The sequence below is a fragment of the Nocardia sp. CNY236 genome (assembly GCF_000482385.1).
In the GTDB taxonomy this organism is placed as follows: Bacteria; Actinomycetota; Actinomycetes; order Mycobacteriales; family Mycobacteriaceae; genus Nocardia.
The window spans coordinates 41,646-54,531 of sequence record NZ_KI519395.1 but is presented as its reverse complement, the minus strand read 5'-3'; the positions used below and the strand labels follow the sequence as shown (position 1 = coordinate 54,531).

Genomic DNA, 12,886 nt, shown 5'->3' with positions numbered 1-12,886 from the left:
CGGCTCATTCCGAATTGGTGTCCGATGGCTAGGAACGCAAGGCGAGTGACGTGACAGTTTCCCGTATCCGACATGCGGTAGCCGACAGCGTGATCTACGGAAACCTCTTGATCACCGCAACCGATAGCAGTGTCTCGGTACAACTCGAGTCCGACGACTCAACGGTTGTCGTCATCGAAAGAACGGGTCCTCGAACTCGGAAGAACATTCCGATCGGAACGAGGGATCCGCGCTTCCTCACCGCGCGCGTCAACGATCGTGAGATCACGGTGACCCCAGGCAGTGGAAGGTTTCTGAAGCGAAGCTATCGCATTCTGGTGGAAATCGAGGACAGGGTCATCAGTCTCGGAGCGATGGACATCGACACGTCTACGTTCATCGACGGAAAGCCGAACGAAATCGTCAACCAGTACGGCGATCTCACCGCCCGGTCCGATGGATCGGTCGAGGTCGGCTGGGCGGTACCGCAGAGGGTCCGACTGGTGAACAGGATGGTTGTGCCACCTGAGCCGACTGTCGACGATGTACTGATCGGCTTTGCGCTCGCCGCGGCGTTCGGGACGGGAGGACTGTCTGTGACCACGATTGTCATGGGCCTGGTTGCGTCCGTGTTCCCCTCCTGAGCGCGAGACGGCATCGTCCGCCGCCGCACCTGAGCGACGGACACCGACCCGCTCACGGTATTGCCGGGAATCCGGGTGTGGTGTTGACCCTCACACCGTGTCAGACGGTCTACTAGGAGGCACCATGTTCACCATCGGAGACTTCGCCCGGCACGGCCGCGTCTCGGTCCGGATGCTGCGTCACTACGACACAACCGGCCTCCTGCGACCTGCCCGCGTCGACCCGGCCACCGGATACCGCTTCTACACCGCGGCCCAACTGGCACGCCTCAACCGCGTCATCGCACTCAAGGATCTCGGTTTCACCCTTCTGCAGGTCCAACAAATTCTGGACGAGAAGGTCACCGCCGAGGAGCTGCGCGCGATGCTCCGGCTGCGTCGCGCCGAGCTGGAAACGTCGATGACCACGACAGCGGCCCGGCTGACCCAGGTCGAGGCGAGGCTCCGCTCGATCGAAAGCGAGGGGCAGATGCCCAGCAACGACGTCGTGCTCAAGACCCTGCCGAGCGTGCGGGTGGCCGAACTGACCGGATCGGCACCGGACTTCACTGCCATCACGCCGGTCATCCAGCCGCTTTTCGGCGAGCTGTTGCGGCATCTGGCGGCTGCGGGTATCACCCCCTCCGGCCCGGCGGTCGCCTATTACGAGGATGCGCCCGACGGCGGGATCCTCGTTCATGCGGGGGTCGAAGTCACCGCACCTCTCGGCGAGGACGACCGATTGCGAATCGTGGACCTCCCGCCCGTGGAGCAGGCTGCCACGATCATGCACCACGGCTCGATGGAGACCGTTCTGCCCACGGTTCAAGCTCTCGGCCACTGGATCGACGCCAATGGCTACCGCTCGGCCGGCTATCCGCGAGAGATCAGCCTGAGTTGCGAAGGCGACCACGACGGGTGGGTTACCGAGCTTCAAGAACCGGTGAACAAGCTCGCCTGACGAGTCCGACGATGGTCCCGCCGCGGTACCGCACGGCGAACACCTCTTTGGGGCAAGATATGAGCGAAATCGCTGACATACAACGACCAGAGCAGCACCGCAACCCAGAGGATCACCCACAGATCAGTCGATGCGTGTGGCGTGCACGGCCCAGCAGGGTATGTGCACGATGTGGTCTTCCAACAACGGTTCGATGACGTGGAATTGCTCTCGCACCGGTTCCATCGTCCGTGCCCATTCATGATAGCTCTGCTCGAATAGCCATGCGAAGAACTCAGGGACCAAGCGGTCTCGATACGTCGTAGTACCTATATAGTCGATACGCCAGCCCGATGCAGGAAGTACCCGCTCGAAACTCTCGGCCGACAGCCCCGACAACTGCACGCCGTTGACGTTGTGACGCCCGAATTCGAACATATACAGCCGAGCTCCTGGTTTGGTCACTCGATGCAACGTCTGCGCGTACGACATCTGCGTATCTTCGTCGTCCATATACGTGTCATAGCACCCGGAATCGACGACGGTGTCGAATCGATTCTCGTACCCCTCGAGTCGGGTCACATCACCCAGGTGGAAGTCTACTCTCACCTCGGCAACGCGCGCATTGTGTTCAGCTCGCTCGATCGCCGCAGGTGAGGCGTCGATTCCGGTGGCGGAGTATCCTTTCGAAGCGTAATGGATCGCATGGTGGCCCGGCCCGGTCCCCGGGTCGAGCACCTCGCCACGCACGGCCCCATGTGCCACCAACTCCTGCACCACCGGCTGTGGACCACCGATATCCCACGGAATCAGCGCCGGCAGCGCCTCGCGTGACCGTTCTTCACTGTATACTTTTTCGTACGCCGGCTCGATAGTTTCCCTGGACACCCTATACCTCGATTCTCGGTGACGACAACCTGGAAGCAAGCAGGAAATCTGGCCCCAAAACCCCGAAAGGGGTATCTCGCTATTTTATGAGCACTGACAATCTCTTTCCAGTTTTCATAGATGGAAATTTCCGGCGGAACAGCATGCGCGCACAGTGAACACCGATCGACTTTGTTCACGTGAACAAAGTCCATGCGCCAATACTGCTGTGCAGCATCGGATTGGACGGCCGTCGCAGCCGCGAACATCGCATGTCGACCGAAACGACCACCGCCGGGCTCGACCCCCCGAGTTCGTGAGCGGCTGCAGCAGCGCGGTCTGGACATTGCCCACCACCCGGCTGGCGTCACCGATTGTGGCGACGCGCAGGAATGAGTCCGGTCATACGGCCCGCCCGGATGTATGGTCGGGGTAACCGTTGTCCCGAGTAGACGGTCGGCGATTCGAGGGTGTGCTCGGCTTCCACCCGAGCGAATTCACCTACCGAACAGCCGCTGACGGCAGCCGAGAAGCCTTTCCGCGCAGTGACTTTCCAAGACAGGGGCACCAGGTGGCCGGAAAATCCACAGCACCGGCAATCGAACTCGGGGTCGGCGACCACAGCATTCGCATTTCCCATCCCGACCGGGTCTACTTTCCGCAGATCGGCGCAACCAAGCTCGACCTGGTGCAGTACTACCTGAGCGTCGGAGACGGCATCGTGAACGCACTACGCGATCGGCCCTGCATGCTGCACCGATTCCCACGAGGCCTGCCCGGCGGCAAAGTACACCAGAAGCGGCTGCCAGCCGGCGCCCCGGACTGGGTTCCGACCACCCGGGTGCACTTCCCACGCTACGGCAGGTCCGCCGATGAGCTTTGTGTCGCCGAACTGGCAGATGTGATCTGGGCGGTGCAAATGTCGACAATCGAGTTCCATCCATGGAACTCCCGCGCGGCGGACACCGAACGGCCCGACGAGTGGCGCATCGACCTCGATCCGATGCCCGACTGCCCGTGGAACCGAGTGCAGCGGGTGGCCAGCGTCGTCCACGAGGTGCTCGATGAGATCGGCGCAGTGGGCTGGCCGAAGACATCCGGGGGGAGCGGACTCCACATCTATGTCCGCATCGCGCCACACTGGGGATTCCACGATGTGCGCCGAGCGGCACTCGCCTTCGCTCGGGAGGTCGAACGCCGCGCACCCAAGGATGTGACCACCGCGTGGTGGCGTCGAGACCGGGATCCGGCTCTGCTGTTCGTGGACTACAACCAGAACGCGCGCGACCACACGATGGCCGCCGCCTACTCGGTGCGCGGTGTACCCACCGCGACGGTTTCCACTCCGGTGAGCTGGCACGAGATCGACCGGGTCGATCCCCGCGAGTTCACCCTGTCCACCGTCCCCGTGCGTGTGGCCGAACTCGGCGATCTCCATGCAGGCATCGACAGCGCGGTCTTCGACCTGGAACCGCTGCTGGAATGGAGTGACAGAGCGAACCACCACGACACGAGGTCCAGCGATCCCGACGTACCGGCGTATCCGGACGACTAGGACGTTCGCATCGTTGTGCGGACGACAGGGCCTGGCGCGCCGCTCGTGCCGCGATGTTACGGTCACAGCAGCAACACGAACTGCTGTTCGCCTGCTTCGAACATGCTCTACCGCACGGAGGAGGTCATCCATGAGCCGGCCGGCAATCCCGATCGCAATCGGCCCCAGCGAACCTCCCGCAACCCTATTGGAGAAGGCGGTGCTGGAGGGGGGTGCAGTTCTGTCTGCGCTCGAAGAAGCGCGCGCGCTGATCTGGACCGGCAGCCCCGACGAGTTCCCCCATGCATTACCGTCCACAGTGCAGTGGGTCCAATTGCCCGCCGCCGGTGTGGAGGATTGGTTTGCTGCGGGGATCATCGCCGAACATCCCGAGGTTCGTTTCACCTCCGCTGCAGGCGCTTTCGCCGCCAGCGTGGCCGAACACGCGCTCATGCTGCTGCTCGCGGGCATTCGCTACCTGCCCGAACAGCTGCGCGCCAGCGGGTGGCGCCAGCAGGACTTCTTTCCACATGTCGGCACGTTGCGCGGTAAGACGGTGACGATCGTCGGGGCGGGCGGTATCGGTCGGGCGCTGATCCCGATGCTACTTCCACTCGGCGCGCATGTGATCGCGGTGAATCGCAGCGGGCGACCCGTCACCGGGCGCGGGATACCAGAGACGGTCGAGACATTCTCCGCCGACCACTTGGGCCGGATCTGGCCGCGCACCGATCACGTGGTCATCGCCGCGCCTGCCACACCGGCCACCGAGCATCTCATCGGCACGGAGGAGCTCGCCAGACTCAAACCGTCTTCCTGGATCGTCAATGTCGCACGTGGCAGCCTCGTCGACACCGACGCGTTGGTGGCCGCGCTCGCCTCGGGCGCCATCGGCGGGGCTGGACTCGACGTCACCGACCCCGAACCTCTCCCGGACGGCCATCCACTCTGGGTACTGCCGAATGCGATCGTCACGCCCCACGATTCGAACCCGCCTCAACTGCGGTTCGCGGCCTTCGCCGACCATGTCGCCGCCAACGTTGCGCGCTTCGTCGGCGAGCGCGATCTACTAGCGCCGATCGAGCTGGTACGCGGATATTGATCCACCGCGGTACCTGCCGTTCCCGCATCGGTGCACTACCCCGAGACGAATGAGCGCCGGCACACGCCGAATCCACCTGCGCTTCTTGATCACCCTTTTACCAATGTGCCATTGACAATTGGCACATTGGTAGCTGACTCTTGGTGTACGACAAGGTCGGTGCGGACCTCGTTCGCCCGGTAGTCCGGCACGTCCTGCGCGTAGGGCACATGTCGCCACGGCTGCGGCGGCCAGGCCTCTCATCGTCGGAGAGCTCGAGCCCTCGGCCTTGCCGCCGGTTTCGCAGCGACGACGGCGCGGTTGTGCCGTGGACGGAAGGGCACAGGCCATGTTCGGGTTGAACAGACCGACGGATCGATCTCGACGGACACACGGCGCACGCGCAGTGGTCACCGGCGCGGGCAGCGGCATCGGACGAGCCTTCGCCTGCGAAATCGCCGCCCGCGGTGGTCGAGTGGTCTGTGCCGATCGCGATGAACAGCGCGCCGACGACACGGTGGCGCTCATAGAACGCACGTATCCCGGCGTCGCATACGCGTTCCGTTGCGACGTGACACGTCACGAGGACGTGGCAGCGCTCGCCCGTTTCGCCGATACCTTGTTCGACCGTCCGGTCGACTTGGTGATCAACAATGCGGGGGTCGGTATCGGCGGTAAACCCGTGGGCCGGATCGGATTCGATGACTGGCAATGGGCATTGGATACCAATCTGTGGGGCGTTGTCCACGGCTGCGAGATATTCGCACCGCGACTGCGCAAGGCAGGGCGGGGCGGAATCATCAATGTTTCCTCGGCTGCCGGCTTCGCCGCCGCGCCGACCATGGCCGCCTACAACGTGTCCAAGGCGGGCGTGCTGTCCTTGTCGGAAACGATGTCCGCGGAACTGAACGGCACCGGGGTCGCGGTCACCGTCCTGTGTCCGACCTTCGTCCAGACCAACGTCGCGCGCGACGGCCGGATCACCGCCGAATCAGCTCAGGTGGCCGATTTCCTCATGCGCAGGTCCAGCCACTCGCCCGCACGCATCGCGCGCACGGCGCTGGACGCACACGACCGCGGCCAACTCTATGTCGTTCCCCAACTCGACGCGCGTGCTATCTGGCTGCTCAAGCGGTCTTTTCCAGCCGGATACACCTTCGTTCTCGGGTTGTTGAAACGGCTACTGCCGCAGAACGACTCGAACACCGTCGACCGCCCGGCGGTCACCGACCCGACCGGAGTCTGATATGTCCACCACACTCGACTTCGAGGACATGTTGCGCAAGATCAAGGACCGTCAGTGGGCCCTGGCCGACATCGACTGGGGAGCACCAGGCGCCGACCTGATCGAACCGGACCTCCACACGCGGCTGCGGCCGTTCATGGCCGATCTGGTGTGGATCGAGAATGTCGGCGCGCGCGGCTTCGCGGCAATGGCCACGAAAGCGCCGAACGACACCCTGCGCGAAATCTACCGATACTTCCACGCCGAGGAACAGCGCCACGCCAATGCAGAACTGGCTCTGATGCACCGGTGGGGCATGCTCGACGGGGACGAGATCCCGCAGCCGAACGTGAACGTCAAACTGGTGATCGACTTCCTGGACAAGTACTCCGACGACATGTCGCTGTCGTTCCTGGGCACAGTGATCCCGATGCTCGAGGTCGCGCTGGACGGGGCGCTGATCAAGTTCGTCATGGACGAGATCGACGACCCGGTCTGCCAGGAGACCTTCAAGAAGATCAATGCCGACGAATCACGTCACTTGGCAGTCGATTTCGCGGTAATGGATCTGCTCGGCCATGCGCGCATGCGCAAGCTGCTCATCGATCTGGTCGGCGGCTGGGCCAATCCTTCGTTTCTCATCGGCGTGCTGAGCTATGTGCCGCTACTGAACAAGATGCGCGACAACATCGTCGAGATGGGCGTCGACGAACAGAAGCTGTACCGCGCGCTCGAGCGGTATGCGAATGTCGGCGAACGCAGCCCATTCGTCCGTCGACTTCCGATGTACCAGATTGTCAAGACACATGGCAGCTGGGTGATCGACCGTAATCATCCTTACCACCTGCTCGCCGACACGCTGGTGAAGATCACCGCTCGAGTGCCACGACGGCTGCTGCGCCACGACCCGACATGGTCGAAGGAACTGACCTACGAACCCGCCGCCTAGCAAGGACCATGGCATGCACACCCTCGATGTCGCCATCATCGGCGCCGGATTCGCCGGCATCGGCGCGGCGATCCGGCTACAGCAGCACGGCATCCACAATTTCATGATCGTGGAGCGTGCCGCCACGATCGGGGGGACCTGGCGGGACAACACCTATCCCGGTGCGGCGTGCGATATTCCGTCGCGCCTGTACTGCTACAGCTTCGCACCGAACCCCAACTGGACGCATACCTACTCCGGCAGCGCCGAGATCCTGGACTACCTCCATGCGCTGGTCACCGAGCACCGACTCCGGCCGTATATCAGGCTCGGGCACAACGTCACCGGCCTCGCTTTCGACGAGCGGACAGGAGTCTGGCAGATCACCCTCGAGGGACGTGCACTCGCGATGCTGGCGCGCTCCGTCGTGCTGGCGGCGGGGCCACTGGCGAACCCCAGCCTCCCCGATATTCGAGGCATCGACACCTACCGCGGACGCAAGATCCACAGTGCCCGATGGGATCACGACTACGACTTCACCGACAAGCGCGTCGCCGTCATCGGCACTGGGGCCAGTGCGGTGCAGATCATCCCCGAACTGGTCGACACAGCCGCCACGGTGAAGGTGTTCCAACGCACCCCGGGCTGGGTACTGCCGCGCATCAACCGGCGCACCAATAACCTGGTCAAGCAGCTGTACCGCAAGGTTCCCCTCGCCGAACGACTGGCCCGCCACGCGTGGTTCTACGGGCACGAGTCGGTCGCCGTGGGCGTGGTGTGGAATTCGCCGCTGACCCGCGCGGTGGAGTTGGTCGGCACTGCGCAGCTGCGCAGACAAGTCGAAGATCCCTGGCTTCGCCGCCAACTCACTCCGAACTTTCGCGCCGGCTGCAAGCGCCTTCTGCTGAGCGACGAGTACTACCCTGCGTTGCAGCGCGCCAATTGTACGCTGATCACCTGGCCGATCGCTCGGATCTGCGAAGAGGGTATTCGCACTGCCGAAGGTGTGGAACACCGTGCGGATTGCATCGTGTTCGCAACCGGATTCGACGTGTCGAAGGCAGGGACACCGATCCCGGTGGTCGGGCGAGATGGACGGCTCCTCGCCGAGGAATGGGCACGCGGGGCCTACGCGTACAAGAGCGTCGCAGTGTCGGGGTATCCGAACCTGTTCCTCACCTTCGGACCCAATTCCGGACCGGGCCACAACTCGGCATTCGTCTATCTGGAAGCGCAACTCGACTACCTCGTCCGCGCAGTCGGAACGATCCTGGAACGGAATCTTCGAATGCTCGACGTCCGTCGAGATCGCCAGGATCGGTACAACGCCGCTATCCAGCGCCGGCTGGCTGCGACCACATGGAACTCGGGCTGTCGTAGTTGGTATCTCACCGAGGACCGGTTCAATCCCACCATGTATCCGGGGTTCGCCACTCAGTACGTCCACCACTTGCGCTCGGTCGATCTGGACGACTACCTGCTCGTCGAGTCGACTGCCGGCCAGTAGCCACCTCGGATCGCGTCTGCTCAGCCAATGAACTGTCGGTGCGGACGATAGACTTCGATACACCGAATGCAGCACGCCACCGATCGAAAACACCGCGGGACAGGGGAGGTGAGGTCGACGCCGGCATACCGAATCGACGATCTCGCGCGGGCCGCGGGGACCACCACCCGCAATGTGCGCGCCTACCAGGAACGTGGACTGCTACCCCCACCGGCCGGGAGAGACGGCCGGGCCAGCATTTACGACGACTCGCACGTGGAGCGGCTGCGTTTGATCGACGCACTTCTGCAACGCGGCTTCACCACGGCGCATATCGCGGACTTCATCACCAGCTGGGAGACCGGCAAGGACTTGACCGAGGTACTCGGACTGCAACATGCCGTAGCGGCGTCCTGGGCCAGGGACGATCCCTTCGAGGTGCCGCATGAACTGATCGACACCATCCTGGGCGTCGAGGCCGAGGAATTGGTCGGGCGCCTGCGCGAGATGAAGCTGGTTCGGGTCGAGGGCGACACCGTGGTATTCGCCGAAACTCAGCTGCTGACCGCCTTTGCCGAACTCCACGAGTACGGCCTCGAGCTGCGCACACTGATCCAGATCTACGCCGAAGTGGCCGACCGAATCGATGACATCGCGCACATCATGATCACCGCGGCCAAACAGCACATCATCGATGAACACGGACCCGGCTGGATGCCCGACACCAGCACTGAAATCGCCGACACCACGACGATGCTCACCAAGATGCGCACCCTGGCGGTCACCTCGGTGCACGCCACGCTCGCCCGTTCACTCGATACGACGCTTCGGCGAGAACTCGGAGACTATCTCGCCACCGCCGTCGACCGAGAGCGTGCACGTACCGATTCCGGTCCCGACGTCCGACCTGCCGGCCCGGCCGTGGAACGAAACCGAACCCACCGCCCGATGCAGGACACACGCCCGCGTGTGCCACCGGTCCGGCCGTCGACGTCGTAGACTTCTGCGCGAGCCTGGAGTGCCGACCTCGAGGAATGGAGCCGATCATGGCTTTCGTCCGGCCGAGCATACCGCCACTGCCCCTGCGCTGGGCCGCCGAAACGATCCGAGGCGCCTTGACCGTCGCTGTGCGCGCACTCGTACCAGGGCATGTCGCCCTGCTCGAGCTGGTCACCGGTGGGTGGATCTCCCAAGCAATTCATGCCGCTGCGACGCTCGGCGTCGCCGATGAGCTGGCCGACGAACCGCGCTCGGCTGCGGAACTCGCCGCCGCGGTCGGCGCCGACGAGGACGCCTTGCAACGACTGCTGCGGCTGCTGACCAGCTACGGCATCTTCACCCAACAGCGCGACGGCCGGTATGCGCTGACACCGATGGCGCAGCCGCTGCGGCGGGACGCGGAAGTGACGTTGCGCGACGCGGTGCTGCTATTCGGTTCACCGATGCACCGCGATCACTGGTCGTACCTGGTCGAAAGCATCCGGTCCGGTGAGCCCGCCGCCGAGCGAGTACGCGGTATGCCGTTGTTCGACTACCTGCAGCGCGACCGCGAATTCGGCGAACTCTTCGACCGAGCGATGGCCAGCATGGACACACTCGCCCTGAAACCACTGCTCGCGGCCTACGATTTCGGCCGCTACGAGACCATCGTCGATGTGGCTGGCGGCACCGGGACCGTTCTCACCGAAATACTGCGCCATACGCCAGAATCGCGCGGAATCCTGTTCGACCTGCCCGATGTCGTGCGCTCTGCGCCCCGCCGGATCGAAGAACTCGGCCTCACCGACCGCTGCGCGGTCGAAAGCGGGTCGTTCTTCGACCGTGTCCCCGAGGGGGGAGACGCCTACATCCTCAAATACATCGTGCACGACTGGAACGATCGGGATGCCGGCCGCATCCTGGACACGTTGCGCGCCGCAATGTCCCCCCATGCACGGTTATTGCTCCTCGAAACGATTCTCCCCGGCCACTCCCGCCCACACTTCGGCAAAGTACTCGACCTCGAGATGTTGGTACAGGTCACGGGCCGGGAACGAACACTGTCCGGCTATCGAGAACTCCTTGCCCACCATGGGTTCACGCTGCTCCAGCAGGTGCCGACCACATCACCGGTGCATGTGATCGAAGCCCGGCCGAGCTGAATACCGCCTAGGCTACGAGCAGCATTGGTGCGTTCGATGAGGATGTGATTCGGCCATGAACTGGACTTTCACGCCGGACGAATTCGTCCATGTCTGGCGCGAGACCGACGTCGATCGTCCGCCGTATCCGCTGCGAATACTGGAGACACCGGGCACCGAGCACGACGCCGAGACGCTCACTGCCGCTCTGGCCGAACGGCTACCGCACGGCGGCGATCCGGACCTTTCCGCATGCCTACGAATTCTCGCCGAACCACACACCAGGATCGTGGTCATCGGCAGCACGGATCGGCCCGGCGGCGAACTTCGCCTGCTGGCCGGCACGATCTACGACCGTGCCGTACTTGCTGTGCAGGAACCGGGACCGACTCCGGAATTCGGCGACCGCATCCGAATTTCGATCGGGCACAGCACCAAACTGGGCAGGCGAATCGTGGCCCTGCTGCCGAAATCGCCGCCTGGCAAAGAACCCGCTCGGGCCGCCGCCGGCTACGCCGTACGCGACGAGGAGGCAGCACCGACGGCACAATCGGCCGCGGCCCGGATCCGCCGACTCTTGCTGAAACCGCACGCCGCACAAGGGCATATCAGAATCGAACCACGGCTGGATCGTGCTGTTCCCCCCGCACCCGTCCACTACACATGGATCGATGTGCACAACGACGGACGCTACCTGATACGAGCCGACGATGAGGTGCGCATCACACCGGCCTCGGCCGAACAGATCGCCGGTCACCTGCAGAAACGGATTCCGCGCTGACCGAGGTCGACTGCTACGCACACTACCTACAGCTGACTGGCACCGTGCTTACGGTTAGTCTGGGTCGGACCGACCGATCTCAGGGGTGCCACGATGACGATCGAGACCAGCCGAGCCGATATCGCCCGATTCAAGCAGGCGGCGCAGGCCGGGACCGTCCAGTTCGATCCAGCGGCCGCACGCAGGTGCGCGGAGCTGTACCACCGGCAGGCCGATCGACTGCTCTATTTACAGCAGCGTCTCGAAACAGCCTCGGAATCAGGAGGATTCGGCGGCTTCGTCTCCGCACAACAACTCCAGGCCGGCTTCCAGCACAAAGCGCGCGACGCGGCGGCCCTGCTCGACCACTACATCGAGGCGGCCTACCGGATGAAAGAAGCATTCCTGATCAGCGGTGGACTTCTCGAAGAGGCCGATGCCGCGAGCGCCGCCGCCCTGCGCACGGTCGAGACAAGGCTGCCGCGATGACCGGACCTGATCCCGTCTACATCAACTCGATGGAGCATTTCGAGTCGATGCGGCACGAAGAGATCTACACCAAGGCCCAACAGATCGATGCCGCCTCGATACTGCACGCCTCCACGACCTGGCTGGAAGTCGCCGGGGCACTCACTACATCGTTCCCACTCACCCGCGACGCAGTGGACCGCGTGATGAATTCCATGGATTGGCAGGGCGCCACCGCCGAGGCAGCCATGGCCAGCGCGCGGAGCTTCGCAGCCTCGGTCGATGAACTGGCCTCGGTACTGGGCCAGGTCGGTGCCCGGCTCGGCGGAGTGGCCGCGGCCGCTGAAGCGGTGAAGCTGGCCGTGGTGCCGCCAGGCGATTCCGGACCGGTCGGCACCATCGCGAGGGCCTTGGAAGCCGCGGGCGTCATAGATGCCCACATGGCACAAGAGGCGCTGCGCCACGAAGCGATACTGGTGATGAACATGGTCTACAAACCGGCGTATTCCGCAGCCGGGAGCGGTGTTCCAGCGCTGCCCGCTCCACCCGAAGTCCCCATGACTCCCTCCGACCCGCCGGCAGGCGGACCTACCCGATCGGGGCACTCGATACCCGAGGGCGCCCAGCCGGACAGTCCGCCGAAGCCGGACACGACACCTCCCACACCATCCCCGCCGACACCGTCCGTACCGCAGAACGACGACGCCGAATCGGCGGAGCGCCGCGACCACAACGCCGAACAGACCCCGCCAGCGCCAACCGAACACGCTCCATCGCCCACGCCCCCACCGGCATCCACACCCCCGCCGGTACCGCGGATTCCAGAGCCCACCCCATCGACGCCACCCCCGATTCCCAGCCCCACCGAGCCCCAA

The 12,886-nt window shown here is 64.0% G+C and carries 13 protein-coding genes; 12 read left to right on the top strand and 1 reads right to left on the bottom strand.

The window, feature by feature from the left end; translation table 11 throughout:
* The first annotated feature begins 50 nt into the window (after nucleotides 1-50).
* Both K940_RS0124425 and K940_RS0124420 read left to right on the top strand, forming a co-directional pair.
* Entirely contained in the window at nucleotides 51-623 is a 573-nt protein-coding gene (locus K940_RS0124425; protein ID WP_028479623.1) for a hypothetical protein, read from the top strand.
* A 124-nt stretch (nucleotides 624-747) separates the two neighbouring features.
* Complete coding sequence (locus K940_RS0124420; RefSeq protein ID WP_028479622.1) at nucleotides 748-1,563, top strand: MerR family transcriptional regulator; 816 nt, start codon at nucleotides 748-750, stop codon at nucleotides 1,561-1,563.
* A gap of 123 nt (nucleotides 1,564-1,686) precedes the next feature.
* Here the strand turns inward: K940_RS0124420 and K940_RS0124415 are convergent, their stop codons facing one another.
* On the bottom strand, nucleotides 1,687-2,430 hold the full coding sequence (locus K940_RS0124415) for a class I SAM-dependent methyltransferase (RefSeq protein WP_051407511.1): 744 nt from the start codon (nucleotides 2,428-2,430) through the stop codon (nucleotides 1,687-1,689).
* Nucleotides 2,431-2,980: 550 nt separating this feature from the next.
* On the opposite strand from K940_RS0124415, the gene ligD reads away from it, so the two are divergent.
* The 10 genes from ligD to K940_RS33330 form a co-directional block, all read left to right on the top strand.
* Nucleotides 2,981-3,964: a non-homologous end-joining DNA ligase gene (ligD, locus tag K940_RS30230; RefSeq protein ID WP_051407536.1), complete on the top strand. Its 984-nt coding sequence runs from the start codon at nucleotides 2,981-2,983 to the stop codon at nucleotides 3,962-3,964.
* Between the two features lie 130 nt (nucleotides 3,965-4,094).
* A complete protein-coding gene (locus K940_RS0124400; protein WP_028479620.1) occupies nucleotides 4,095-5,045 on the top strand; it encodes a D-isomer specific 2-hydroxyacid dehydrogenase family protein in 951 nt (316 codons plus the stop codon).
* A 328-nt stretch (nucleotides 5,046-5,373) separates the two neighbouring features.
* Nucleotides 5,374-6,270 carry an SDR family oxidoreductase gene (locus tag K940_RS0124395; RefSeq protein WP_028479619.1) on the top strand — a complete coding sequence of 299 codons (897 nt, stop codon included), beginning with the start codon at nucleotides 5,374-5,376 and terminating at the stop codon, nucleotides 6,268-6,270.
* 1 nt (nucleotide 6,271) lies between these two features.
* On the top strand, nucleotides 6,272-7,198 hold the full coding sequence (locus K940_RS0124390) for a reductase (RefSeq protein ID WP_028479618.1): 927 nt from the start codon (nucleotides 6,272-6,274) through the stop codon (nucleotides 7,196-7,198).
* Nucleotides 7,199-7,211: 13 nt separating this feature from the next.
* Nucleotides 7,212-8,684, top strand: a complete 1,473-nt coding sequence (locus K940_RS0124385; protein ID WP_028479617.1) for an NAD(P)/FAD-dependent oxidoreductase — start codon at nucleotides 7,212-7,214, stop codon at nucleotides 8,682-8,684.
* Between the two features lie 108 nt (nucleotides 8,685-8,792).
* The gene (locus tag K940_RS30225) at nucleotides 8,793-9,662 is read left to right on the top strand and encodes a MerR family transcriptional regulator (protein ID WP_369797537.1); all 870 of its coding nucleotides are present in this window, start codon (nucleotides 8,793-8,795) and stop codon (nucleotides 9,660-9,662) included.
* Nucleotides 9,663-9,709: 47 nt separating this feature from the next.
* Nucleotides 9,710-10,804, top strand: a complete 1,095-nt coding sequence (locus K940_RS0124375) for a methyltransferase (RefSeq protein WP_028479616.1) — start codon at nucleotides 9,710-9,712, stop codon at nucleotides 10,802-10,804.
* Between the two features lie 55 nt (nucleotides 10,805-10,859).
* Nucleotides 10,860-11,564: an ESX secretion-associated protein EspG gene (locus K940_RS0124370; protein ID WP_028479615.1), complete on the top strand. Its 705-nt coding sequence runs from the start codon at nucleotides 10,860-10,862 to the stop codon at nucleotides 11,562-11,564.
* A 93-nt stretch (nucleotides 11,565-11,657) separates the two neighbouring features.
* Nucleotides 11,658-12,032, top strand: a complete 375-nt coding sequence (locus tag K940_RS0124365) for a hypothetical protein (RefSeq protein WP_028479614.1) — start codon at nucleotides 11,658-11,660, stop codon at nucleotides 12,030-12,032.
* Nucleotides 12,029-12,886: hypothetical protein (locus K940_RS33330; protein ID WP_036530178.1), on the top strand; the 858-nt coding region annotated here is incomplete at its 3' end. The genes K940_RS0124365 and K940_RS33330, both read left to right, overlap by 4 nt.